Genomic DNA, 24,637 nt, shown 5'->3' with positions numbered 1-24,637 from the left:
TTTAACCTCCATGTTTGTGTACTTAATAATAGTATATGTTAACTTCCTTCCCGAGAGAGCTGATCGCTTCTTTCAGCTGCTCAATCAGGTGGAGACGGATGCTTAGGTTAAAGGGAAGGGAAGGATTCTGGTGTGCTTCATTCATTGCTTTTCCTACATAGAGATTTAAAACGGTACAATCCTCAATGATGTAACGGGCCACCATGGAGCCTCCATTGTCCTTGTCTAGTTCTTCAAAAAATTGTTCATCCACAGGGCCATCTTTGTAGCGCTTTACTAAATCCAGGGCTCGTGATAAGGTCAGTACACCTTCCGTAACAAGATCGATTCCTTCCATGGTCGCAATAGGAGGAAGAGAAGGGTCTGTATAATTTAATGAAGTGACAAGAGGATGTTTTAAAATACGGGAAGCAATATTTGCGCTGGTGCCACCGCATATAATTTTCTTTCCCTGACTTTCAATAAACTCCCGTATTAGTTTCCGGTCGTCTTCCGGATTCCGGGGAGGACCGGTGAATAAGTCAATTTTCTTGGCGGCGGTAACCCGTAGAACCGCTACGGTCGTATCATCTCCCGGCAGGCTAAGATACAGGTCATCGCAGGCTTTGATCAGTGTGTTGGCAAGCCTTGAGGCGGAAAGGGTTTCTTTTGCTGCTAAGAGAGCATAATCTGCAACATTGTTCCAGTTCCAGCCGAAATTTAATAGGTTTCCCACGCCGGCGTGGATTACACCATCGCTCATCAGAATAAAACAATCATTTTGCTCTGCCTGAAAACGGCATTCTCTTATAACTTTATTTTCCAGAACACGTTCCGTAAAGGGAAGAGAAAGAACCTTGCCCTTACGTATTACGATGCAGGAAGGATTATCGAATTCAGCCAAATATACCTGCCCGTCCTGAAATACCTGTAGTATGCTAAAGGTGGAATAGGCTACCTGCCTTACCTGACAGACCGGAAGTGTTTTGGCGATGGTTTCAATACAATCATCGATGGAGGCACCATTTAGAAACATGGTCCCTAAGATTTTGGAAGTGAGAGTGGCCAGGATATTAGCCTTAACACCGCTTCCCATGCCGTCTGCCAGAATCAAAATGTTAGAATCGCTGGTTTTTAGCATTTCCACCTTATCACCGCATAACTCTTCTTTTACCTTATTTAAACTTTTATATGCTGCGTCAATACTTACATTCATTTTCCATTACCCTTCCATTATCTGCCGGAACGACTTTTATCCGGAGCATCCTGACCGTCATAGAGGATGGTGTCACGAAGCTTTGTCAGAGTAACCTTTGTTTCTGCGGTAGTTTCTCCTAACAGTCCTGCTATTTGTTGGGCGACCATCATCTGTTTGTCGATAACCTTCTGAGCCATTTCGATGGTATCCATCTTTACCTTATAAGCTAACTGATTCTTTTCCTCTTCTGCTGAGATGTCCTGCAAAACACCAAGAACACCTTTTAACTTCGGAATGTATACAATGTTCTGGAGTACGGTAATACCGGGGTCTTTTAAGGTAACCTTCTTACCAAAAACGGAGTTCTTTGTATTGATTACTTCTTCAAAATCAGTAGAATCCAGCAATTCATATAAATACATATCCAGAGCTTTTGCACGGGAGAGATGAAAATACTTTTCTGCTGCAGTATTAAACTCGGCAATCCGCATATCGGAATCTGCGATAATGAGGATATTGGGAGTGGTATCTAAGACGACATTGGCCATTGACTGAGCCTTTTCGTGCATATAGGGAATACACATGGTAAGCTCTGCTTTACCCTGAAATACGGCAATGGCTTTTTCTCTGCAGCTTCGATAACCGCAGGCACCGCAATTTAATTCATCTCCTATGGTAACCTTTCCAATCTTCTGAAGGATAGCAGTAATTTCTTCCTCGGAAGGCATGGGGTCTTTGGGAGAACGGTCAAAAAAGGACCGTTGAAAGGAGATATCTTTTCCACGTTCAAAAAAGCTCTCTTCCTTTTGGGGAACCTTAGGGATAGCTTCTTCCATATCAAGTTTTACTTTAAAACGGGATATAAGCTCTCGGTTTATTGCAGAACCTTTAATACAGCCGCCGCTGCAGATATCTGCCTCGATAAAGCTGCCGCTTACTTCGTTTCGTTCCATGCTTTCGAATAGTTCGATACAGTTTCGGATGCCGTGGACATAGAACTTGCGGTATGGAACACACTCATTCAAGGTTGTAACAACGGCCGAAAGCACACCACTGCTGATAGGATAGAGGCGGTTTACCTTAGGGTCCGGATTATCAAAAGGAGAATCCGGCAGAGTATTTATCTGTATATCTTCTTCTGCCAGCCACTCCTCAAGTTCGGTAAAATTAATGACAGCATCAATAAACCCACTGGTTCTGGCATCGCTTTCGGCCTCTCTTTTTTTAGCTATACAGGGACCCAGGAAGACGATTTTCGCCTTTGGATTAATGGTTTGACGGATTAATTTACCGTGGGCTATCATGGGAGAATCTACCGGAGCCATATATTTCGTAAGGGAAGGGTAATATATTTCGATTAAATCATTAACACTGGGACAGCAGGTAGTAATAATATTCTCCATCTTACCTTCTGCCATCAGCTTATTATATTCTGCCGTTACAAAAGCAGCACCTTCGGCAGTTTCCCGTACGGAGGTAAAGCCAAGCTTTAACAGGGCGGAAACAACCTGCCCTGGAGTTTTGAATTTTAGAACACCAAGGTAAGAGGGTGCGAGAGAGACGATGGTTTCATAACCGTCTTTTATATAACCCTTGACCTTTTGCAGGTCACTGACAAAGTACTTGGCATTCTGGGGACAGGCTTCCAGACAGTGACCGCACAAAATGCATTTGTCATTCATAATCTGGGCCTGTTCGTGGTTTACTGTGATAGCTTTTACTTCACAGGTTCTGACACATTTATAGCAATTTCTGCATTTCGCTTCTTTAAAACTAATGACATTCATTCAGTTAGTCCTCCCTAGGAAGGCACTCTAAAACCTCCTGCATAAAGAACTCCCTGGTATTATCCGGATTTAAGGAATAGGATTTATCATCCACTTTTACACAGACACCTTTCACACATTCTCCCATGCAAAAGGAGCCGGTAAGCTGTACCTGATCCTCGACTTTATATTCTTTAATAAGAGTTTCCAGTGTATGTACAATTTCTCTTGAACCCTTTAAGTGACAGGAACTACCGATACATATTGTAACTACCATTATCATATCCTCCTTACAACATACAAATTAAAAAGATTGTCTGAAATTTAACAATCTCTAAAAGATTCTAGCACTTTACGCAGGAACTGTCAAAGGATAAATGAGGGTTTTATTCGTACCAATGAAATATTGTGAGATGTTTCCTGAAAACTGCATTTAATAATAGGAATTATAGTAAATAATGATATCAGTAAATAATATCTGCTTTAGGTCACACAGCCAAAAAGCATAGGAGAATTGTGCCCACAGTAGGGACATATATGATTTTCATTGGTAATTCGCCTAAACTGTGGTATAATATCTATTATTCTATAAAACAAAGGAGCCCGTAAAATGGAACTAATAACAATCCGGGAGCTGTACCGGGAAAAAGAGAAATTTATCGGAAAGGAAATCACAGTAGGCGGCTGGGTAAGAAGTATCAGAGACTCCAAGGCATTTGGATTTATTGTACTTCATGACGGAACCTATTTTGAGACCCTTCAGATTGTATATCATGATACGATGGAGAACTTTGCCGAAGTATCCAAGTTGAATGTCGGTTCTGCCCTTATTATAAAAGGAGAATTGGTAGCAACACCGGATGCAAAGCAGCCTTTTGAAATTCAGGCAGTTTCTATAGAAATAGAAGGAGCCTCTCAGGCTGATTATCCTCTTCAGAAGAAGAGACATAGTCTGGAATTCCTTCGTACCATCTCTCACTTAAGACCCAGAACAAATACCTTCCAGGCTGTATTTCGTGTTCGTTCCCTGATAGCTTACGCTATTCACAAGTATTTTCAGGACAGGGATTTTGTTTATGTTCATACACCTCTAATAACCGGTAGTGATGCAGAAGGTGCCGGTGAGATGTTCCAGGTTACAACACTGGATTTAGAGAAGATACCTTTTACTCCTGAGGGCAAAGTGGATTTTAAGGAAGACTTCTTTGGCAAGGCAACAAATCTTACGGTAAGTGGACAGTTAAATGGTGAGACTTATGCGATGGCTTTTCGTAATATCTATACCTTCGGACCTACTTTCCGTGCAGAGAATTCTAATACCACCCGCCATGCCGCAGAGTTCTGGATGATTGAGCCGGAGATTGCCTTTGCAGACTTAAAGGATGATATGGCTTTAGCAGAAGGTATGATTAAGTTCGTAATCCGCTATGTACTGGAGAATGCACCCGAGGAAATGAAATTCTTCAACGAATTCGTAGACAAAGGCCTTCTTGAGAGATTGACCCATGTTATGAATTCTGACTTTGGACATGTTACTTATACGGAAGCAATTGAACTTCTGGAAAAGAACAACGACAAATTCGAATACAAAGTAAGCTGGGGCAGTGACCTTCAGACAGAGCATGAGCGTTATTTAACAGAAGAAATCTATAAAAAGCCCGTATTCGTAACGGATTACCCGAAGGATATCAAAGCTTTCTATATGAAGTTAAACGAGGACAACAAGACGGTAGCAGCGATGGACTTACTAGTTCCAGGCATTGGTGAAATCATTGGAGGAAGCCAGAGAGAGGACGATTATGACAAGCTGACTGCCAGAATGGACGAGCTTGGTCTTAAGAAAGAAGATTATGACTTCTATCTGGATTTAAGAAGATACGGCTCTGCAAGACATGCAGGCTTCGGACTTGGCTTCGAGCGTTGTGTAATGTACCTTACCGGTATGGGCAATATCAGGGATGTGGTGCCATTCCCTCGTACAGTTAATAACTGTGAGCTGTAAGGGAAAATTATAACCTGAGCAAATATAAGGTACCATACAGAAAATAATATAGTGTAAGATATGTAAAACAATGTGTATATTGAATCCATAGATAAAGGAAGTTTATAAAAGTTAATAAACACAGTTTTAAATAAATTATGAAGTTAAGAAATAGCGAAAGCCGTAAAACAGAAATATATGTTTTACGGCTTTATTTTAATAAGACCTTGGTAATTGTTTTATATTATATTCATTTCAAATTCGGTATATATCAATACCGGTTCTTTTTGTTAAAGACAAACCTCTTCGGGAATATAACATCTTTGTATTGATTTAAGACAAGTAACAGGAAAATTCCCAATACCCCACAGGATAATACTTCACCGATACCCACTGTCGCCATCATGAGAGGAATCGGAAGAGTAAGCCCATATGCATAGCGTAATACCCAAGGGATAATTACGGTATTGGATAAAATGGGGGGCAGAGGAACAAGAAACTTATTACGCCGTAACAGATAGGAACCTGTAGCACCAAGTAACGTCGCCAGTGTACCAAAGATAATGTCCAGCATATCGGCACCGCCTAAGAAATTACCTAATAGGCAGCCAATGGCAAGTCCCGGAATAGCAGCAGGTGTAAAAAAGGGCAGTATGGTCAATGCTTCCGCAATTCGTATCTGAATATTGGAAAAGCTGATAGGCTTAAACACAAAGACCAATACCACATAGATGGCAGCGATAAGCGCAGCCTGTGTGATAAAGAGTGTTTTGTTTTTCATATGAAATTCTCCTTTAGTTTTGTTTTACGAGTGGAAGGTCACGAACACTCGGTTAATTTGCCCTTAAGACCTTGTTTTTATGGGCATTTGCGACCATATAAGTATAGCATGAAAATAGGGGTTGTCAAGTGTTGACAATCAAGGATATAAAAATCCTGTTCTATATTCATAATGAAAGAAGCCAAGCGCAAATAAGTAACGATTAAAAAGATATTCCAGCAGCAAGGAGGTTTATTACTGTTCATTCCAGTATTTTCGAAGCTGTGAATCTGTCAAAGACAGAGCAAATTCTTTCTTTAGCAATAAAAAAGTTTCCAGTTCATTCAATATCTGGAATAGGATTGCCCGGTTTTCAAACTCTTCGCGGCTATTTGGAAGAGGGTCGGTCTTGAATTCCAGCTTTATTTCTTGCAACCGTATTAATAGACCAATGGCGTTATTATACTCGTGAAAAGTTTCTGCTATATGACCTATGAATTCTGAAATTTTTTGTGCCTGAACGGGAAAGGTTTCAATAGAATTAATGTTGGAACTGATTCTCTTTAGAATGGTAGTCTGATTCTTTCTCATCTGCATGTATTGAATATAATACCTGGTGTCTGACAGCAAAGTATTATTCATGTTCTCATAAGCTCTGGAGAGTGCTTCCTCTAAGTGAGTATCTAAGGATAGAAATTCTTCTGGTGAAAGGGTTTCCTTCCCATGATGAAAGAGGGTAATAGATAGATGGCTTAGAATAACCTTCATATCTTCTTCAATTGATAGCTGATCCCGCTTGATTGCACCGGTGTTACGAGGAATATAGAGATTGAGAAGAACGCCGATTCCGGCACCAATGACTAACAGCTCCAGTTCATTTTTAATCCAGTAAAGGTTTACGGACTTCTCAATCAGAAAATGAGTGGTTAAAACGGCATTCATAGCAATCCCATCTTCCAGCTTTAGAAGATAACATGCGCCTACAAAGAACAAAAGAAAAATTCCAAAGGAAAATGCATGGTAGCCCAGTAAACGAAAGATAAGAAGTGCAATTACAACGGATAAGAGAAAAGAAAGAAAACGCTTTCCTGTAATAAGCAGCGTTTCTTTCTTGGTGTTCTGGATACTTAGAAGAGTGATTATTCCGGCAGAGGCACTGTAATGAAGCCCCAGCCTGTCTGCCAGAAGAATAGCAAGGCAGCTGCCGGCGGCTATCTTTATCAGCTGAATATAGTTTAGTTTCTTAATCAGATTTTTAGGGTTTGGCCAATTCATAAGACGCTCCCTTCTTTGGTGGTGTTTCTATATTATCATATTATAATAGGATTATCAAAAGCCTTGAATTATTCTCCCCATCTTCGAAAAGCTTCGACCTCGATATGAAATTTATCCAGTACCTTTCCAACGATTTGCAGATTCACATCTTCCATTGTAGCAGAGTTACTGTAATAAGGTATTACCGGCGGCATGATATAAGCTCCGGTTTCTGCAAGGCTCAGCATATTTCTTAAGTGAATGGTGCTTAAGGGGCTTTCTCTTGGGACAAGCACCAGCGTTCTTCGTTCTTTCAGAGTTACATCGGCTGCCCGAAGAAGGAGATTATCGGAGTAGCCGCAGGCAATACCAGCCAGGGTCTTCATGCTGCAGGGGATGATTACCATTCCTTCGGTGGCAAAAGTACCGCTGGCAATACGTCCGCCGTAATCCTCTAACGCATAGTTATAATCTGCCAATGCTTCTAGCTCGGACAGAGTATAGTCTGTTTCCTGGGCTATGGTCATCCGGGCACCATGGGAGACAATTAAGTGGGTTTCCCAATCGATAGCGGATTTCATCTGCTTTAGAAGTTCTATTGTAAGCGGGGCACCGCTGGCACCACTCATTCCCACTACCAGCCTTTTTTTGTTTTTAGATATAGGGGTATAGTCCATGGTGTAGCACCTCCGTTCTATTTTATAAATTCTGTGGAATTCCATCTGCATATACGGTAGGAAAGATAATCGATGGAAGCAAATAATAAGAAGCCGATTGCTCCAATGGTAATAATACCGATATACATTTCAATATAATTAATCCGTGACCAGGCATCCAATATGTAATAACCCATACCATAAGTGGTTCCATAACCTTCAACAAAGAACAGTATGGAAACAGCAGCTCCAAGGGATACTCTAAGACTTGTAAGCAATTGAGGAAGGATTGCGGGCAGGGTTACATGGCAGATGATAGCCAGGCGGCCGGCGCCGGTACTTCTGATGAATTGATACATGGTCTTATCGATTGCCTGAATACTGTCTCGTACAGAGATAATAACCTGAAATACAGTTACCAATACCATGATTACTATTTTTGAACCATCCCTCATTCCAAGAAGCAGCATTGCAACCGGCAGCAGAGCAGTCTTTGGTATCGGATAACTAAAGTAAACTAATGGGTATAAGAGGCGGTTGGCCAGCTTTGAATAGGCTAAAAGCATTCCGACAGGGATACCGATAACCAGGGAGATAGCCAGTCCGGCTCCGATTCTTCTTAAACTGTATAAGATATGTATCAGCATATGGTCTTTTAAGATTAGCGGAAAGTGCCGGTATACAAGGAGCGGATTAGGTATGACGGAAATATCCGTTAAAAGGTATGCAATAAACCATATGATATTAATCGATAGAAAGCCCTGTAAGAAGATTATCCAATGTTTTATTAGTTTATTCAAATTATATCCACCCTTTCCCCTGCCGTCATTAAATGCTCTCGTAGCAGCTGCTTTTCTGCCAGGTATACGGCGTTATCAGACTCAAACTGTCCGAAGAATGGATTCGCTTTGTGGTATTTTACAATACCTCCCGTGGCACTAAAAACACAGACTGTACTGCCAAGATAGAGTGCTTCTTCGATACTATGGGTTACCAGGATTGTGGTGGGCCGCTGGTTTTTCCACACTTCTAAAAACAACTCTCTGGCTTCGGTTCTGGTGATTTCATCCAGAGCAGAAAAAGGCTCGTCCATCAGCAGCAAATCCGGCAGCAGGAGAAAAGCTCTGGCTATGGCGCTTCTTTGAAGCTGACCGCCGCTTAATTGATTGGGATATTTATCTAGGATGTCTTTAATATTAAGGGCTTCTGAAAGACGGTTTAATTCTTCTGTGTGGGTGTACTTGTCATATTCCTTACGGATTTTTAATGGCAGCAGACAGTTCTGCCGTATGGTTTTCCAGGGTAACAGCCCGCAGTTTTGAGGGATATAGCCTATTTTATGTACCTTTGGGTTTAACGGACAGTATTGGCCTTTGTCGGTAAATTCCATGGTCCCTTCCTGAACTGGAAGGGAGCCGGAAAGAGCATTAATCAAGGTGGATTTACCACAGCCGGAAGGACCAAGGATTGCCAGGGACTCTCCCTTTTCTAACTGAAGGGAGAGGCTGCTGATTACCGGCAGGTCCTCCGATTTGGATTTATAACGAATGGACAGATCATTAATAATTAGCATCATAGCTCCTATTGCAAGCTGCATTTTTCAGCAGGTTGCTGGCAGCCTGCTCCTCTTGCCATAAATCAGGGTGTGAAGTATCTGTAAGCTTACTTTGAGTATACATCGTAAGTCAGCTGTTCATAAGTCAGGTCAGAACTGCAAAGACCTTTTTTACTTGCCCAGGAAACAGCGGATTCTACATCTTCTTTCGGAGGCAGTTTGCTTTCACGGAAAGGTTCGATGGTGATGTTTCCTTTCATTTCTTCCGGATATCCTACCGTTTTAATGACGATATCCTCGTAACTTGATATGTCAGTTTTATTAATATAGGCAACGGCTTCGTTATAGGCCAGGTATAAATTCTTAATGGCTTTGTTCTTTTTCTCCAGTACTTTTTCCGGGAAAGCAGATACGGCAGGATAGAGGCCAATATCGTTAGCGCTGCCAAGGTAGACAGCTCCTTCCTTCAGTACGATAGAGGCAAATGGTTCCGGCAGCAAACCTAAATCAATCTTTTTATTACGAAGCAGTTCAACACGGTCAGGAATGCGGGGAACGATTTCCTTTACAACAGCATCACTATCCATTGAATTTTTCGCCAATAGCTGGTCTAAAGTATAGTCGATAAGAGTATTTTGAGAGATAGCAATACTTTTGCCCGGAATATCTTTGATGGAGGTAATTCCACTGTCTTTTCCTGCTACCAGCACATAATCGCCATCGGTAATTCCTGTGATTCTGACATCATAATCAGCATTCTGATAGATACATACACCTATGTAGTCTGTTAATACACCGTCCAGTTCTCCTGCGAGAAACGCTGCATCACGGTCTTTGGCAGAGGTGAAAGTTTCTAACTGTAAATCAAGATTATATTTATCAGCAAGTTTCAGTTCATTTATCATAACGTAAGGAATTACATCATAAGAGGACATCATTCCGATACGAAGGGTGGTCTTCCCGGCAGGCTCTGTATTGCTTTCTGTGGCAGCAGCAGAATCCTGTGAAGCTGAATTAGCAGAGGTTTGCTGCTCTTTTGAGGAAGAATTTGTTTCTGTTGATGTTTTCTTAGCCTGACAGCCGGAGAGAACCAGTATAATCAGGCAAAAGGTGAGGAGTAGCTGTAATCCTTTTTTCATTGTAAGAAGTATCCTTTTCATGTATTATTTTTTACTTTTCAAAATTTATAGGTATTTTATCTTTATAAGAACAATGCGTCGAATACCCCGCAGATTAACAGTACGATGCTAACTAACTGATTGATACTGTAGGAGGCAATATTGACGTTGCTTAAGTTTGTCGGTGAAACCAGGCGGTATTCCATTACAAATAGACCTATAATAATAAGAAGTCCTGCAAAATAGATTCCTCCCAGTGCTGGAGCTAAAAGTCCGGTTACTGTCAGGCACAGAACTGTTATAATATGTAATACCATAGCTATTTTTAAGGCACCTTTGACACCGAACTTAACCGGAATGGAATGAAGGTCATTTGCCTTATCAAAATCATAATCCTGTGAGCCGTAGATAATGTCAAAACCCGCAACCCATAAAGTGTTGGCAGCTCCCATAAAGAGCGGCAGCAGACTAAGCTTTCCGGTTACCGCCAGCCAGGCGCCAACCGGCGCACAGGCACAGGTAACTCCTAAGACCAGGTGACATAGCCAGGTGAAACGTTTACAGTAGGAATAAATAATCATAAGGAATAATGCAATCGGTGATAGCAGAAAACAGATTAAGTTTAACTGATAGGCACCGATTAACATAACAAGAAAGCAAATGGCAGCAAAGAATATGACTTCTCCCCGTTTTACTTCTCCTTTGGGTATCTGACGTCCGGCGGTCCTTGGGTTCCTGGCATCTATTCTGGCATCAATAACACGATTAATTGCGTTGGCACCGGTTCTGGCACCTAAAAAGCAAACTAATATCCAGAACAGGGTAGAAAGCTTTGGCATTCCTTTTGCAGCTAAGAGCATAGAGAGAAGAGCGAAGCTGAGAGAGAAGATGGTATGGGAGAACATTACCAGCTTTCCGTATTCTTTTATTTTATTTATTAATTTCACCAATATCATATTGCTTCCACCTTTCACTAACCAGCTGTTTTATCTCTTGTGTCATTTCAATATCCTTCGGCCAGTCTCTGGTCAGACCCTCTTCCTTCCACTTCTTGGTGGCATCAATACCGATTTTACCATTAACTAGAAGCAAATCTCTTTTGGCGTCAATGTTATTAAAGACCTTCCACATTACGGTGGATAAATCAGAGGTATTAACCTCAGAATCCACGGCAATTACAAACTTATCCTTATGGCGGTTCATATATTCGCTTAGGGATTTTTTTGCCTGGGAAGGATGTTCTTTGTGAACCCCTAGAATATGAAAGGTATTGGTAACGGAGTCAGAATTCACGGCTGTTCTGATCCCTGTTGCATCTATTCCGAGGCGATTTCCATATAAGGCTTCATTAGAGGAGTGATCCAGGGCATCCAGAGGGCCTTCGGACAGGATAAGGCTTTTCTCTCCATCCACATTGGTCCGCACAGCCTCCCATACTTGCCCGATATCCTGTACATCCACTGCAGAATCCACCACAATGATTAATTTTGTGTACATCATCTGCCCCATTCCCCAGATGCTGTTCATAACTTTTGCGGCGGCTCCGGGATATCTGGACTTAATGGATACGATAGCACAATTGTGAAAGACGCCTTCAAGGGGCAGATTCATGTCTTTCAGCTCGGGGATAATCATCCGAAGCATTGGCAGGAAGATTCGCTCTGTTGCCTTTGCCATATAACAATCTTCCATAGGAGGCTTTCCGACTACCGTAGCAGGGTAAATAGCATCCTTTCTATGAGTGATACAAGTAACATGGAAGCGGGGATAATAATCTGCAAGGGAATAATAGCCGGTATGATCGCCGAAAGGACCTTCCAATACCAACTCTTCCGTTGGGTCCACATAACCTTCCAGTACAAACTCTGCATTGGCAGGGACATAGATATCATTGGTGACGCATTTTACCATCCGTACCCGGGATTTTCGCAGCCATCCGGCTAACATCATCTCATCCAGCATGGGAGGCATAGGAGCGGTGGACGCATAAGTTATGGCCGGGTCACAGCCAAGAGCCACGGATACCGGCATTCTCATGCCCTGTTCCTGATAGCTTTTGTAGTTTTGTGAACCATCCTTGTGTTTGTGCCAATGCATACCGGTGGTGGTTTTATCAAGAAGCTGCAGCCGATACATACCTACATTCTGGCGTTTGGTGCCAAATTCCTTTGTGAAGACCAAGGGCAGGGTCATGAACTTGCCGGCATCTTCCGGCCAGCATTTCAGGACGGGAAGAGTATCAAGGTCAACGTCCCTTTCGATGACTTCCTGGCATTGTCCCCGCCTTTTGGACCTGGAGGGGAGCGCATTAAGAAGCCGCAGTAACCTGGGAATGCTTTTTATTAATCTCTTAAATGAAAGATAATTCCCCAGATCAAGATATTCGGATATCAGGGAACCGAGCTCGTCCAGATTCTTTGTATCTAATCCCAGGCTCATACGGTCAAAGCTGCCCATGGCATTAATCAGAAGCGGATACTTCGAGCCCTTTACCCTTTCAAATAGCAGGGCGGGGCCGTGAGCTTTTGAGACCCGATCGGTAATTTCTGTAATCTCAAGTTCGGAGGAAACCTCGGTGAGAATTCGTTTTAATTCACCGCGTTCTTCCAGCTCTTTTATGAATGAATGTAAATCCTTTTGTGACATACGGCACATCCTTTTTATAGAAAGAAATAGTTAGTATTATTTAGCAAATAAACATATATATACTAAATCAAATTGAGCAGCTATTCAAGAGTGAATTCTTAAAATACCTCTTGACACGTTATATTATGTAATATATAGTATGATACATAAGGAGGCATTACATGGATATTCAGTTAAAAAAAGGATTACTGGAATTTTGCGTTCTTTCGGTTTTGAAAAAGTCCGACTCCTATGGCTACCAGTTAATCAAGGACATTTCTACCTGTATTGAAATATCAGAATCAACGCTTTATCCAATATTAAAAAGACTGGAAAATGGTGCTTACCTGGAGACATATTCCGTTGAGCATAACAGTCGGTTAAGAAAATATTATAAGATTACAGACAAGGGAAAGGACTATGTCAATGAGTTCATAAATGACTGGAAAGAGGTCATGGAGATTTATTATTTTATCAGAGGGGAGAGAAAATATGAATAGAAGTGATTTTATAAAGGAGTTGTCATATCATTTGCGTAAAATGACTACTACTGAAAAAAACAAGTTTATAACCTATTACGACGAAATAATATCAGATTATATTGAGAATGGAGTGCCGGAAGAAGAGGCTGTCGGCAAAGTCGGCATCCCTAAAATAATAGCAGAAGAGCTATTAGAGAATTATGATTATGTTAAAATGCAGGGACCTTCAACAGGCAGCAGAATTTTGAATGTATTTCTTTTAATCTTAGGATTTCCATTATGGGGAAGTTTACTTCTGGCCGGTATTCTATTGCTACTTTCATTTTATATTGTCCTCTGGTGTGTACCCCTTGTTACCGGTGCCGGTTGTGTCGGATACTTTTCAACGTGCATTATCGGCATTATAGGAGCTCCGTTCATTATGGCGGGCAGCTTATCCGTTGGCATGGTACAGTTGGGCACAGCAATTGCATCTTTTGGTATTTCAGTCCTGTTGGGAATGGCAACCTTAAGCTTATCAAGAGTAATAATAAAACTAACCAAGCAGTTTAATAATAAATTAGTATCGCTATTTAGGCAGAAGGTGGTGATAAGATGAAATGGAACATTTCAAGAAAAATGATTATTCTTATTAGTCTCATAACAATTTTAACAGGTTTTGTTATTTCTGTTGCCGGATATGGCGTTGAGGGTTTTAATTACAGCCATTTTAAGGAGAAGGCAAATAGTAGTGCATGGTATCAAACCATTCATGCAAATGACGATAACCTCTGGTATGGAATAAAGCTGGGCGATGATATTAATTTATTTGTAATAGGAAGCAGTGACTGATTTATGCTGAAGAAAAACAGGAACTACAGGTCTATTCAACAGATTTAAGGGATTCCGTCATATTTACTTTCTCAATCTTAGGAAGCAGTACAAAATTCACCAATACGGTCAGAGCAATTGTTATCAGCAGGGCATAGAAAAAGCTCGCCGGTAATATCCGTATATTGAAAGCTACTGCTTCTATTTTAATCTGTTCCATGACAAAACGGTGGAGCAGGATACCGGCCGGCAGACCTACGATTATACTGATAATGGTTATTGCGATATTTTCCCTGAAGACATAACTGTAGGTCTCGGAAGGATAAAAGCCAAGAACCTTAATGGTAGCAATCTCACGGTTCCGTTCTGTGATATTTATGTTGCTCAGATTGTACATAACCACAAAGGAAAGAGCACAGGCGCAGGCGATTACCAGCCAGACAATATAATTAAGGCTGTTCATCATATTGGTGACCCGGTTCCTGGTATCGGCAGTGACAATTATACTGGAGGCACCGTAATCTTTCATGAGTCTGGCAGACACATCATAGAGTTCCTTGGAATCTGTCGTGGCATAGGCTGTCTTATAAGAAGATTTTTCTCCAAAGATTTTCTCGTAGGTAGATCCGCTCATATACATATAGTTATAGGCGTAATTCTTGAATATACCTCCGATGGTAACAGTATAATTCTCCGCCCCGTTAAGGTTAAGAGTCATGGTATCTCCGATTTTTACTCCCTCATTTTCTGCCAGCCGGTCATTAATAGCAACATAGCCGTAGTCCGGAAAAGGGACTGTCTTCCCGTTTAGATGGAGTCCGATGACCTTTGTGATATTAGGGTCATCACTTGCAATTACATTCACCTTCTGGCTTCCCTTTTTGTTCGTGACCTCATAGGTATCGGTAGTAATAAATACACATTGGGTAAGCAGGTCTGCGGTATCTTTTTTAAAGCGAGACATTTCCGCCTCTGTCTGTGCCTTGGGAAAAGATATGGTGTAATCGTAGAGCATAATAGTACCGAACTGGTCATCTGCAATATTACTGATGGAATCATTTAACCCTAATCCGGCTAAAAGTAATGCGGTGCAGCCGCCTGTGCCAAGGACCATCATAATAAGGCGTTTTTTGTAGCGCAGAATATTTCGGATGGATACTTTATGAAGAAAGCTTATTTTCCTCCACAGAACCGGAATCCGCTCAAGAAGAATGCGTTTGCCGGATTTCGGAGCCTTTGGCCTCATTAACTGCGCCGGTGTCTGGGAAAGTTCTGTCCTGCAGGCAGCGTAGGCTGCGCCTACCGAGCAGAGCAGAGAAACTGCCAGAGTTAACAAAGCCAGGGGTAAGCTGAATACATATTTTATTTCTGCAAAGCTATAAATCATCTTATAAGCCTGCCAGATAGCAAAAGGGAATAGCTTTGTGCCTGCCAGGTAACCCAGGATACAGCCAAGAATCGCCGCACTGCCGGAGTAGGAGATGTATTTCATAGCTATGGTTTTATTGCTATAACCTAAGGACTTCAAAGTCCCTATCTGAGTCCGCTGTTCATCTACCATTCTTGTCATGGTGGTACTGCATACCAGGGCTGCAACGAGAAAGAAGAAGACAGGAAATATCTTTGCAATGCCGTCGACCACAGAGGAATCATTCTCAAAGCTTCCATAACCCACGTTCTTGGTGCGGTCCAGCAGGTAAGAGACGGGCTTTTCTATTTCCTTTACTTTTAACTTGGCATCACTTATTTTAGCTTTCGCGTCATTAAGCTTGATTTTGGCTGCGGAAAGGGAAGATTCTGCCTCTTTCTTAGCCTGATTGTATTTTTCCAGACCGGATGTATATTCCTTTTTGGCAGCTGCCAGAGTTTCTTTGCCTTCTGCGAGCTGTGATTTGTAAATTTCCAGTGATTGACCGGCAGCGGATAGCTGTGATTTGGCAGTGTCCAGCTGTTTCTTTGAAGCAGCAGATTCGGCCTCTGCCGTTTTTTTCAAGGAATCAAGTTGTGACTGGGAGGCATCTAGTTTAGTGAGGGAAGCCTTTAAGGTCCGTTGCTGCTCTATTACTCCTGAGGCCTCTATTTGGGCCAGGGACTGCCTGACCTGTGCTAGTTTCCCGGAGTAAGTCTTATATTCCTCGCTGGACTGGTCTAAAAGGTGGGAGATAGTATCTTCCAGAGAAGCTTCACTTTGTTTTAGCTGAAGGTATTGGTTCAGGACACCGCTCTCTTTTATCTGGTCCAAGGCGGCAGTGACTTTAGAGCGATTGGTGTCAAGTTCCTTTTGTTTGGAGTTAAGGGTATCAAAAGTAGTCTTCCTTTTAGTTTCGTACTCTGACAGAGAAGCTTGATAGGAGGTTAAAGAAGCACTATACTCCTGCTCTTTTTTTTCTATTTCCGTTTTACTGTCTGCCAGCAGCTTTTCTTTTTGGTCTATTTCTGTCTTGGCGTTCTCAAGCTTTTGCTTATTAGAGTCAAGACGGTTTTTAGCATCTGATTGCTGAGTAAGGTATGTGTTATAGGAAGAATCGTATTCTTTCTCAGAGTTATTTATCTTCTCGTTAGCATCTTGGAGGATATCTTTGTAGCGTGAGTCAGCCAGACAGTTAAGAGCATCCGTCAGAGGCTGCTTCATAGCAGAGATGGCATCCTTATAACCCTTGCTGTATATTTTTTGGCCGGCTTCCTTCAGAGTAACAAAGATTTCACTATAGTAATCAAAAGAAAATCCGCCTTCCGGCAGATAGACAAAAGCACGGACAAAACCGCCGGCGAGCTTGGTGGTGCTGCGATCACTGCGGTACATATAGTTGACGGAGTTACCTACACCGACTATAGTGTATCTCCGATAGGTCAAGCTATCAGAGGTAGCTGTATCATTCTTTTCAGAAACAGATATTTCCTTGCCTATATCATCTTTTGTAAAGCAAAGATCATCAGCAACACATTCATTATTCGCCTCAGGCATCCTTCCGGCAGTTAAATGTATCTGATTTATTTGACTTGTTATGGAATGGGCCTTTAGAATAATATCCTTCTGATCGTTATAATCAGCTATAAAGTCAACTGATACAGCACCTTCTGCGGCTTTAATATCATCCAGCATATCAATATGGCTCACGTCATCACTTGTGAACCCAAGGGTGGACAATAAACGATAATCATACATATTGGTCTCTTTAATATAAGAATCACCGGTTTGTATCATTGCTTCCTTGGTTATCTTTAACCCGGAAAAAAAGCCCACACCAAGAGCAATAATGATAAGGATTGCAATAAAGCGTCCCAGAGTATGCTGTATTTCACGGCGATTATTCTTATTCCATGCGGAAGATTTCGCAGCCATTTCGTCTCCTTCACCGGTACCATAATAGGTGTTACCGATATCAACTGTACATAATTAGCTCCCTTTTAAGGGAAAACAGAGAGCAGTAAGATAACCATATTATACCATTTTGTCCTATGCACAACAAGAACATTCCCTATTTATAATTACGTCTAAACTAAACTCTAAAATAAAAAACAAATTCCAGATTACATGATTGCTAGAGCTTAACCGTACTTTTTTATTTAATGTAAACAGAAACGAATGAGCAACATTTAGTAATATTTTAAACACATGAATTTTTTATGACCATACACAGATGGCAGCTGCTTCCCTTCAAACATTTTCCATTGAGGGGTTTCGTATGACACTTAAATGCCGGCAGTTGTGACTAGGATAAATTATGCCATGTTTGAGCAAACAGCGTTACATAACCAAAGAACAAGAAGCGAGTTTGGTATAATTTATCCTGCCAGGAACAACTGCCGGCATTTTAGTGGAATTCGAAACTCCGAACCAGAGAATGTTTGAAGGGAAGCAGCTGCCATCGTCCGTCCCCCAATCATGAAATTATTTCAAGCTAACAAGTTTAACCTTATACAAAACCGGTATCGCAGCCGTTATCAGTACAATACCCATAACAACAGGTGCGGTATGGCCAAGCAGTACATAGATTTGCCCGCCAACAATTGGCCCGATTATTCTTGCCAAAGCCTGAATAGATTGGCTGCCGCCCTGAATCCTTCCCTGTTCACCGGCATCCACAGACTTAGAGATCATTCCGTTAAAGGAAGGTCCGAAGATGGAATCACCGAAACCAAACACAAACATTCCTGCGATGATAAGAGGATAGTAGGAAAATAAAGCAGAGGCTCCAATAAGAAGGTAACCTATAATCTCAGAGGTCATACCAAGAATAGCAATCTGTGAATCACTGAGTTTTAACAGCAGCCTTGGCATTATAAGACTTTGGGAAAGGATGTCCTGTATACCAATAATTGAAAACATAAGCCCGATGATAGCAGGTTTCCAATTAAAAGTATCAATTGAAAATTGTGAAAAGATAGCCTGCAGGGACCCGTTTGGTACCCAGATCAAAAAAGCTGAGATAAGTATTCTTCCAACGTTTTTCATAGAAAGCACGTTTAATAGCTGCGTAAAGGGATTCAGTCTTACAAGAGGAATCGCCTCCAGCCGGTTTTTCTTCTCAAGACTCTCAGGGATAAAGAAGAAGCCGAAGATAACATTTAGCATAGTAATAATCGCTGCCAAAAACATGGGTGCAGAATAACCAAACCTGTCGGCTATCAAGCCCCCCAGTGTCGGTCCAAGAGCAGTTCCGATACCTGTAACCGCACTTACCCATCCAAAGATCTTAGTTCGCTGTTCTCTGGGGGTAATATCTGCGAAGTATGCAAAAATAGTACTTATATCGCCGCCTGTAATGCCTTCAATGATACGGCCGGCAAATAATACCCAGATAGCTCCGCCGATACCAAAAACAGTGTATCCGATGGCAGAACCCAAAAAGGAAATTAAAAGCACAGGACGGCGCCCGTATCGATCGCTTAAAGCGCCAAGTCCCGGTGCCGCGAAAAATACGCAGAAGGCGTAGACGGAGGTTAGCAGTGTAACGAAGATAGCTTGGTTACTGGAATTTGTGTAAGGCTGTACTAAAAACGGTACGACAGGTGTTATGATAGTGAAGCCTATACCAACAAGAAATACAGACATAAGACCAAATAGCAGTGCTTTTTTATCTATGGTTTGTTCCTCGTTCTTTTCATTGTTCGATTTGAGTTTTAACATATGAATTCTCCTCTCATGGTGATGATTTTGTTTCCTGGTCAACAATTACTATAATACGGTTTTGTTTCCTTGTCAACAAAATAATGAATAAAAAAATACAGCCGGCTCTAATTGAGCCTGGCTGCCTGCAGTTTGACTTGATTATTCCATGTCTTGCGTTTCATTATTCATATCCAGCTTCTTTATTTCTGCATCCAGGTGACTGCTGTATCTTTCTGCAAAGCGAAGTACCTGGTCAAATTGTTGGTCGGTTATCTGGTCAAATACGACTTTATCCCGATCCCTGAATTCCTGGTGTAATTTCTCATGGATATGGAAAACTTTTTTACCCTGTTCCGTCAGACGAAAATAGATTTCTTTTTTATTATCCGGCTTCTGATAACTTTCAATGATACCCTTCTTCTCCAGCTTCTTGGTCATTTTGCTTATAGCGCCTCTGGTCATATAAAGAGACTCTGCAAGTTTTGTTACATTAGAATCTTCATTTTTTCCGATACATTCGATGTAGTGTACCTCAGAGGACTTAAACCCCTTCAGACTTACTTCCATCTTTAATTTATTAAGCCAAGCCATCTTGTTATAGATGTCTCTGAAATTCATTAAGACCTGTTCTTCTTTGTTCATGGGTTGTTCTTCTTTGCTCATAATATCCTCTCACTTTATAGCAAAAATTATTATAGGGAATTTGTTTCTATTTCAACAATATTAAAATAATTTCAGCCATTTTGCAATAGCAGCAAGGATTTTTCCCTGGGGAAGGGCAGTTATTTCGCTCTCACTGATACCCCCAAGCCAGATAACCGCAACAAAGTAAACCACAGCGGATACGGTTATTGTCAGTATAAGGGACAGGATGTTACTGTGGCAGGTGCTGTGGAGAAAATCATACAGAAAACCTGCCAGGATTCCCATAAATACTGCAGCTGTCAGAGGAATTACAAAGCTTTTCTTAAGATCCATCTCAAACTTCAGACAGTTAGTCATGGAGCTTGCGTTTAAAACGCACATCAGGAAGGAATGAATAATCGCTGCAATAACAAGAGCATATAAGTTCAATCCGGTATAAGATAATAGTACTGCCAGTACAGCGGTCTGAATAAATAAGGATAGCAGGGCATTTTTCGTTGTAATCTTCAATTTCCCGATACCTTGCAGAACACCGTTTGAAATGGTAGACAGACCATATAGAATGGAGGTGATGCTAAGGCAACGCAATAAATCGGAGGCTTCTTTAAGGGTGGACTTTAATGGGAACATAGCATATATTATCGGTTTTGATAATACGAAGAGACCTACGGCAGCGGGAATACATATTAACATGGCAAATCGAATGGCCATATCAACTCTTCGTTTGGTTTCTTTGATATTTCCCAGGGAAAAAGCACCTGCGATATCCGGTAACATAGCAGAGGAGATAGAGGAGGCTATGGCAATCGGTATAGTGGTGAATATAATTGCTTCTCCGGAATAGATACCATATCCGGCAGATACGGTATCTGCGGATATCCCTTTGCCATAAATTAATATCTTTGTGTAAAGTGTCTGGTTAAAAATAGCGGTCATGTTATAAATGCAGGTACTGATAATAAATGGTGTAATATAAAAGAAAATATTCCTAATAATCTTGGCATAAGGCTCCGGTTGTTTCTCGGAACTATTAAGATATGAATTTCTTCTGGGCTTTCTACCGGACAAATATATCAGCACCATGAAGATAAGGCCAAATAAAACCCCGGCAGCAGTGCCTAGTGCACTTCCCATAGCACCATAAACTGCCCTTTTCGTAGTATCAGCCTGTGAGACAGATTTTATAAAAAATCCGGCTGCCAAAAGACTGAAGACCGCATTAAATATTTGTTCTAATATCTGGGAAAGAGAGGAGTGAACCATATCATTATGTCCTTGAAAATATCCTCGAAACACTCCTAAGAAGCCGGATAAAAAAATGGCAGGAGCGAGGAGGCGAAGAACAAGTACGGAATTGTTCTCCACGAAAAGACCTGCGCCAAAATAAGTAAAAGCACTGAAAATTCCGCCGACGATTAAGACATAAAGAAGGGAACAATAAAATATCCGCTGGGCATTTTTATTTTCGTGAATTATCAGCTTTTTTGCTATTTCTTTCGAAACAGCAGAGGGGATGCTATAGGAGGATATTAACAGCATAATCAGATAGACATTTCCCGCATAGTTATAGTAAGCGATACCTTCCACTCCAATTAATGCAATCAAAGGGCTCTTATATAAAATCCCTATAATACGGGAAATAATTCCGGCTATAGCAAGAACTCCGGCCTGCCGGACAAAATTATTTTTTCTATTTTGATTTTCCATAGACAGGACCGGCTTTCACAGAGATTTCTTAATAGTAGCAATTGGTATGATTATAACATACAATATCTATATTTGATAGAAAATATTTACAATTATTTAAGGCTTTATTATATGGAGATGTCTAAAATAGAACATTGTAAATAGATTTTATTAATTTACATATTTTCTTGAAATCCAAGAAGAGGATATTTATAATAATATTAAATAAATCGGTGAGGAGTAATGTGATATGAAAAACTACGTAACATCTTATATTAAAACCTTTTTGTTTTTTAGCATCCTGGCTGCTGCACTTTTGTTAAAATCAGGGGAATATTCCGCTGCTGAGGGCAGTAAGCTGGAGGGAGTTAAGGCCTTAGATCAGAAAACCGATTACCAATATGATTTAAACGGTGACGGAAAAGTGGAAACACTCCGGTATCAGGTAACGGAAAATGATGAAAAACATGAAGCGACACTAAAGTTATATATTGATAAAAAACTTTGCCTTACAAAAACCAGTGACGGACTGCTCTACAGGGTATATGTACTGGACTTGGATGCCAATGATAACCATCTGGATCTCTTCATTCATGCGGTATTAGAATCGGATGGTGTGAAGAATGCTTTCTTTGTACAATTTGATGGTAAAAAGTTCATTCACAATGTACCCTTTGAAATCAATAAGCTGACAAAGAAATATAGTACTTATCGTTATTCTATTGAAAAAACAGACGGAAAGGGTAATTTTACCGCTTTACTTGATACACCAATCTATTCCCCGGCAATAGGCTGTTACCTCTGCTACGTTTCCTTCCGTATGGAAGACGGGGAGATATCGATAATACCCTCAAGCACCTATGATTTGTTTAAGTTTTCGAAAGAGTATAAATATAAGACAGTAAAAGCATTTACAGTCTATGAGAAAGCAGGCTCAAAGACTGCGGTATATAAGGTGAAAAAGGGAGATATCGTTACCTTTGATAAGATGTATCTGGCAAAGAGCGGTAAGGTATACTTCCGGACAATTAACAGCAAGGGAAGTAAAGGCTGGATTTTATCTGATCAGGAAGGCCTCTTTGCGGAACAACCCGCCTGGGGTTAAGAAATACAGGAAGTTAAGGCTGCCGCTTCACGGTATTAAACACGAAAGCGGCAGCCCTTTTTGTATGTATATGGATACAAATAATCAAGTAATATTCTTACACTTGTGTTAGGATGTTAGTATACGGTACCGTTATAATCAAGAATAATTAGGGCAGGTGATACCTTGAAGAACTTCTATTTACTTACGGAGGCAATTAATTATATTGAAGAAAATCTTTGCAATGAGTTTACCTTAGAGGATGTGGCAAAGGCCTGCCATTCTTCTCTATCCGGACTGAAAAAGCTGTTTGGTTATGCCTTTCATATGGGTTTAAAGGAATATATCCAGAAAAGAAGGATTACCCATGCCGCAAAGGATATACTTGAGGGCAGCCTTACCATAACCGACATTGCTCTCAAATACCAGTATAATTCTCCTGAGGTTTTTACAAGGGGGTTCTTCAAAGTTTGGGGAATTACGCCCTCTGCCTTTAAGAAGCAATGGCGTTTTGCTGGGATATTTCCCAGAATACAATTCGAATATGACGGAGGAATGCGAATGAGCAGGAGAAAAGTTGATATTTCTGAGCTCTATGATTTACTAAGCAGCAGAAATGACAGTTATATTATATGTTTTGACATGGTTCATATGATGGATATTAACAGAGAGTACGGCCATGGTGGCGGTGACAAGGCAATTGTAGAGTGTCTTCGAAGGATTGAAACCCTCTCAGATGATAGCTGTCTGTTGTTCCGCATAGGCGGAGATGAGTTCGCTCTTGTTACAAATCTGCAGGAGGAGAGAGCAGCAAAAGAACTGATAGAGAGAATTCTGGCCTGCAACGGGCAAACAGTTACATACAATGAGGAAGAGATTCCTGTCAGCATGTATGCGGCATGTACAAGAATCACCGGAAAGAATCTTCGTTATTCAGAGCTTTTTCAAGACCTGGATAAAACCATAGAGAAAGCACATTATTTATAGTAAATACCAAAGTATATACAATAATCGAATTCAGAATCCATAGATAACCGGATTAAGGCTTCAAGCCAAAGCTCTTTCGAAAGCTCTGAGGATTATAACCGGTATAATGCTTAAAAAAATTTGAAAAGGAGCTTAAATCTTCACAGCCCACCTGCAGCATGACTTCAGAGACGGGGAGCATGGTGTTTTCCAGAAGAGACTTTGCCCGCTCGGTCTTAAGGGTATTGATGTAATTTAGCGGAGTAGTGCCCATTTTACTCTTAAACAGGCGGATAAAATAGTTCGGATGCATATGCATTCTGGCTGCCAAATCTTCCAAGGTTATTTTTTTCTCCAGATTGTTATTGATATAGGCTATAATTCCATTAAAATCGGAATTATTCTCCGGATAAAAGGCTTTCGGAATTAAACCGGAAGCTTCGATATAATCGGAGAATAAGGAGAGTATGGCAGCTTTTAGCCGGAGAATAGATGAGAGGGAATTGTCTTTGGAATATTGGAAGATATCCAAAAAATTATGTACAATGCCGCTGTCCTCAGCTACATCAATATAAAAAGGCAGGTTAAGGTGCTTTAAGAGATTGCCCTCGTTGGATTTGATATCAAAATGAATCCAATATTTTGTAATAAAATTATCATTGATATGATAGAAGGAATGCTTTACCTGGGAAGGGAGGAAGAACATGCGCCCGCGTTTTCCCATATAAGGCGTTCCTTTTATTTTAATTTCGCATTCTCCTTCTATGATATAGTAGATTTTACAAAAAGGGCATATAACATCATAGTCCTTCCAGGACCTTCCCAGATGAGAATATCCACCGTAGTAGTAATCAATGGATAAATTGGATAAAGAGCTTATGCAGGATGTGTCCATGGAAATACCTCTCTTCATACAGGTTAATTTTTTTCAAGTTTTCGTTTGTATTTTGCATTACATA

22 protein-coding genes are annotated in these 24,637 nt (G+C 40.9%); 6 read left to right on the top strand and 16 right to left on the bottom strand.

Going from position 1 to position 24,637, the window contains the following annotated elements; all coding sequences use genetic code 11:
* Positions 1 to 22: 22 nt before the first annotated feature.
* The 3 genes from bsdcttw_RS24005 to bsdcttw_RS23995 are packed head-to-tail and all read right to left on the bottom strand — an operon-like array spanning position 23 to position 3,220.
* The gene (locus bsdcttw_RS24005; RefSeq protein WP_185257279.1) at positions 23 to 1,195 is read right to left on the bottom strand and encodes a SpoIIE family protein phosphatase; all 1,173 of its coding nucleotides are present in this window, start codon (positions 1,193 to 1,195) and stop codon (positions 23 to 25) included.
* A 17-nt stretch (positions 1,196 to 1,212) separates the two neighbouring features.
* Positions 1,213 to 2,964, bottom strand: coding sequence for a [Fe-Fe] hydrogenase large subunit C-terminal domain-containing protein (locus bsdcttw_RS24000; protein WP_185257278.1), 1,752 nt, complete (start codon positions 2,962 to 2,964; stop codon positions 1,213 to 1,215).
* A gap of 4 nt (positions 2,965 to 2,968) precedes the next feature.
* Positions 2,969 to 3,220, bottom strand: a complete 252-nt coding sequence (locus bsdcttw_RS23995) for a (2Fe-2S) ferredoxin domain-containing protein (protein WP_185257277.1) — start codon at positions 3,218 to 3,220, stop codon at positions 2,969 to 2,971.
* 333 nt (positions 3,221 to 3,553) lie between these two features.
* On the opposite strand from bsdcttw_RS23995, the gene asnS reads away from it, so the two are divergent.
* Positions 3,554 to 4,945, top strand: a complete 1,392-nt coding sequence (asnS, locus tag bsdcttw_RS23990; RefSeq protein ID WP_185257276.1) for an asparagine--tRNA ligase — start codon at positions 3,554 to 3,556, stop codon at positions 4,943 to 4,945.
* A gap of 250 nt (positions 4,946 to 5,195) precedes the next feature.
* Here asnS and bsdcttw_RS23985 read toward each other — a convergent pair whose 3' ends face one another.
* From bsdcttw_RS23985 to bsdcttw_RS23950, 8 genes are all read right to left on the bottom strand, one after another.
* On the bottom strand, positions 5,196 to 5,705 hold the full coding sequence (locus tag bsdcttw_RS23985) for a QueT transporter family protein (RefSeq protein WP_185257275.1): 510 nt from the start codon (positions 5,703 to 5,705) through the stop codon (positions 5,196 to 5,198).
* A 234-nt stretch (positions 5,706 to 5,939) separates the two neighbouring features.
* Positions 5,940 to 6,959, bottom strand: a complete 1,020-nt coding sequence (locus bsdcttw_RS23980; protein WP_185257274.1) for an aromatic acid exporter family protein — start codon at positions 6,957 to 6,959, stop codon at positions 5,940 to 5,942.
* Positions 6,960 to 7,027: 68 nt separating this feature from the next.
* Complete coding sequence (locus bsdcttw_RS23975) at positions 7,028 to 7,615, bottom strand: UbiX family flavin prenyltransferase (protein ID WP_185257273.1); 588 nt, start codon at positions 7,613 to 7,615, stop codon at positions 7,028 to 7,030.
* Positions 7,616 to 7,632: 17 nt separating this feature from the next.
* On the bottom strand, positions 7,633 to 8,394 hold the full coding sequence (locus tag bsdcttw_RS23970; RefSeq protein ID WP_185257272.1) for an ABC transporter permease: 762 nt from the start codon (positions 8,392 to 8,394) through the stop codon (positions 7,633 to 7,635).
* A complete protein-coding gene (locus bsdcttw_RS23965; protein WP_207726465.1) occupies positions 8,391 to 9,167 on the bottom strand; it encodes an ATP-binding cassette domain-containing protein in 777 nt (258 codons plus the stop codon). Before bsdcttw_RS23965 ends, bsdcttw_RS23970 begins: the two co-directional genes overlap by 4 nt.
* An 89-nt stretch (positions 9,168 to 9,256) precedes the next feature.
* On the bottom strand, positions 9,257 to 10,288 hold the full coding sequence (locus bsdcttw_RS23960; protein ID WP_185257270.1) for an ABC transporter substrate-binding protein: 1,032 nt from the start codon (positions 10,286 to 10,288) through the stop codon (positions 9,257 to 9,259).
* 62 nt (positions 10,289 to 10,350) lie between these two features.
* A complete protein-coding gene (locus bsdcttw_RS23955; protein WP_185257269.1) occupies positions 10,351 to 11,223 on the bottom strand; it encodes a UbiA-like polyprenyltransferase in 873 nt (290 codons plus the stop codon).
* Complete coding sequence (locus tag bsdcttw_RS23950) at positions 11,198 to 12,913, bottom strand: menaquinone biosynthesis decarboxylase (protein WP_185257268.1); 1,716 nt, start codon at positions 12,911 to 12,913, stop codon at positions 11,198 to 11,200. Before bsdcttw_RS23950 ends, bsdcttw_RS23955 begins: the two co-directional genes overlap by 26 nt.
* Before the next feature lie 161 nt (positions 12,914 to 13,074).
* Here bsdcttw_RS23950 and bsdcttw_RS23945 point away from each other — a divergent pair, with 161 nt between their 5' ends.
* Genes bsdcttw_RS23945 through bsdcttw_RS23935 form a run of 3 tightly spaced genes read left to right on the top strand, consistent with a single transcriptional unit; the run spans position 13,075 to position 14,205 of the window.
* Entirely contained in the window at positions 13,075 to 13,392 is a 318-nt protein-coding gene (locus bsdcttw_RS23945) for a PadR family transcriptional regulator (RefSeq protein ID WP_185257267.1), read from the top strand.
* Positions 13,385 to 13,972: a DUF1700 domain-containing protein gene (locus bsdcttw_RS23940; protein ID WP_185257266.1), complete on the top strand. Its 588-nt coding sequence runs from the start codon at positions 13,385 to 13,387 to the stop codon at positions 13,970 to 13,972. Before bsdcttw_RS23945 ends, bsdcttw_RS23940 begins: the two co-directional genes overlap by 8 nt.
* The gene (locus bsdcttw_RS23935; protein WP_185257265.1) at positions 13,969 to 14,205 is read left to right on the top strand and encodes a hypothetical protein; all 237 of its coding nucleotides are present in this window, start codon (positions 13,969 to 13,971) and stop codon (positions 14,203 to 14,205) included. Before bsdcttw_RS23940 ends, bsdcttw_RS23935 begins: the two co-directional genes overlap by 4 nt.
* 31 nt (positions 14,206 to 14,236) lie before the next feature.
* On the opposite strand, the gene bsdcttw_RS23930 is transcribed toward bsdcttw_RS23935, so the two are convergent.
* The 4 genes from bsdcttw_RS23930 to bsdcttw_RS23915 form a co-directional block, all read right to left on the bottom strand.
* Positions 14,237 to 17,527, bottom strand: a complete 3,291-nt coding sequence (locus bsdcttw_RS23930; protein ID WP_185257264.1) for an ABC transporter permease — start codon at positions 17,525 to 17,527, stop codon at positions 14,237 to 14,239.
* A 549-nt stretch (positions 17,528 to 18,076) separates the two neighbouring features.
* Entirely contained in the window at positions 18,077 to 19,315 is a 1,239-nt protein-coding gene (locus bsdcttw_RS23925; protein ID WP_185257263.1) for an MFS transporter, read from the bottom strand.
* Between the two features lie 141 nt (positions 19,316 to 19,456).
* Positions 19,457 to 19,960, bottom strand: coding sequence for a MarR family transcriptional regulator (locus tag bsdcttw_RS23920; RefSeq protein WP_330602332.1), 504 nt, complete (start codon positions 19,958 to 19,960; stop codon positions 19,457 to 19,459).
* Positions 19,961 to 20,020: 60 nt separating this feature from the next.
* Positions 20,021 to 21,649, bottom strand: coding sequence for a putative polysaccharide biosynthesis protein (locus bsdcttw_RS23915; protein WP_185257262.1), 1,629 nt, complete (start codon positions 21,647 to 21,649; stop codon positions 20,021 to 20,023).
* A gap of 229 nt (positions 21,650 to 21,878) precedes the next feature.
* On the opposite strand from bsdcttw_RS23915, the gene bsdcttw_RS23910 reads away from it, so the two are divergent.
* On the top strand, positions 21,879 to 22,733 hold the full coding sequence (locus bsdcttw_RS23910; protein WP_185257261.1) for a hypothetical protein: 855 nt from the start codon (positions 21,879 to 21,881) through the stop codon (positions 22,731 to 22,733).
* Positions 22,734 to 22,898: 165 nt separating this feature from the next.
* The gene (locus tag bsdcttw_RS23905; protein ID WP_185257260.1) at positions 22,899 to 23,699 is read left to right on the top strand and encodes a helix-turn-helix domain-containing protein; all 801 of its coding nucleotides are present in this window, start codon (positions 22,899 to 22,901) and stop codon (positions 23,697 to 23,699) included.
* A gap of 52 nt (positions 23,700 to 23,751) precedes the next feature.
* Here bsdcttw_RS23905 and bsdcttw_RS23900 read toward each other — a convergent pair whose 3' ends face one another.
* Positions 23,752 to 24,573, bottom strand: coding sequence for an AraC family transcriptional regulator (locus bsdcttw_RS23900; protein WP_185257259.1), 822 nt, complete (start codon positions 24,571 to 24,573; stop codon positions 23,752 to 23,754).
* Positions 24,574 to 24,637 lie beyond the last annotated feature (64 nt).

Origin of the sequence: Anaerocolumna chitinilytica, from assembly GCF_014218355.1 — a bacterium.
GTDB lineage: Bacteria > Bacillota > Clostridia > Lachnospirales > Lachnospiraceae > Anaerocolumna > Anaerocolumna chitinilytica.
The sequence above is the reverse complement of the archived record's forward strand: the minus strand, read 5'-3'. Positions and strand labels throughout refer to the sequence as shown.

Coding starts and splice junctions, on each gene's coding strand:
- bsdcttw_RS24005 (WP_185257279.1), bottom strand. CDS start 1,195: ATGAATGTAAGTATTGACGCAGCATATAAAAGTTTAAATAAGGTAAAA.
- bsdcttw_RS24000 (WP_185257278.1), bottom strand. CDS start 2,964: ATGAATGTCATTAGTTTTAAAGAAGCGAAATGCAGAAATTGCTATAAA.
- bsdcttw_RS23995 (WP_185257277.1), bottom strand. CDS start 3,220: ATGGTAGTTACAATATGTATCGGTAGTTCCTGTCACTTAAAGGGTTCA.
- asnS (WP_185257276.1), top strand. CDS start 3,554: ATGGAACTAATAACAATCCGGGAGCTGTACCGGGAAAAAGAGAAATTT.
- bsdcttw_RS23985 (WP_185257275.1), bottom strand. CDS start 5,705: ATGAAAAACAAAACACTCTTTATCACACAGGCTGCGCTTATCGCTGCC.
- bsdcttw_RS23980 (WP_185257274.1), bottom strand. CDS start 6,959: ATGAATTGGCCAAACCCTAAAAATCTGATTAAGAAACTAAACTATATT.
- bsdcttw_RS23975 (WP_185257273.1), bottom strand. CDS start 7,615: ATGGACTATACCCCTATATCTAAAAACAAAAAAAGGCTGGTAGTGGGA.
- bsdcttw_RS23965 (WP_207726465.1), bottom strand. CDS start 9,167: ATGCTAATTATTAATGATCTGTCCATTCGTTATAAATCCAAATCGGAG.
- bsdcttw_RS23960 (WP_185257270.1), bottom strand. CDS start 10,288: ATGAAAAAAGGATTACAGCTACTCCTCACCTTTTGCCTGATTATACTG.
- bsdcttw_RS23955 (WP_185257269.1), bottom strand. CDS start 11,223: ATGATATTGGTGAAATTAATAAATAAAATAAAAGAATACGGAAAGCTG.
- bsdcttw_RS23950 (WP_185257268.1), bottom strand. CDS start 12,913: ATGTCACAAAAGGATTTACATTCATTCATAAAAGAGCTGGAAGAACGC.
- bsdcttw_RS23945 (WP_185257267.1), top strand. CDS start 13,075: ATGGATATTCAGTTAAAAAAAGGATTACTGGAATTTTGCGTTCTTTCG.
- bsdcttw_RS23940 (WP_185257266.1), top strand. CDS start 13,385: ATGAATAGAAGTGATTTTATAAAGGAGTTGTCATATCATTTGCGTAAA.
- bsdcttw_RS23935 (WP_185257265.1), top strand. CDS start 13,969: ATGAAATGGAACATTTCAAGAAAAATGATTATTCTTATTAGTCTCATA.
- bsdcttw_RS23930 (WP_185257264.1), bottom strand. CDS start 17,527: ATGGCTGCGAAATCTTCCGCATGGAATAAGAATAATCGCCGTGAAATA.
- bsdcttw_RS23925 (WP_185257263.1), bottom strand. CDS start 19,315: ATGTTAAAACTCAAATCGAACAATGAAAAGAACGAGGAACAAACCATA.
- bsdcttw_RS23920 (WP_330602332.1), bottom strand. CDS start 19,960: ATGAGCAAAGAAGAACAACCCATGAACAAAGAAGAACAGGTCTTAATG.
- bsdcttw_RS23915 (WP_185257262.1), bottom strand. CDS start 21,649: ATGGAAAATCAAAATAGAAAAAATAATTTTGTCCGGCAGGCCGGAGTT.
- bsdcttw_RS23910 (WP_185257261.1), top strand. CDS start 21,879: ATGAAAAACTACGTAACATCTTATATTAAAACCTTTTTGTTTTTTAGC.
- bsdcttw_RS23900 (WP_185257259.1), bottom strand. CDS start 24,573: ATGGACACATCCTGCATAAGCTCTTTATCCAATTTATCCATTGATTAC.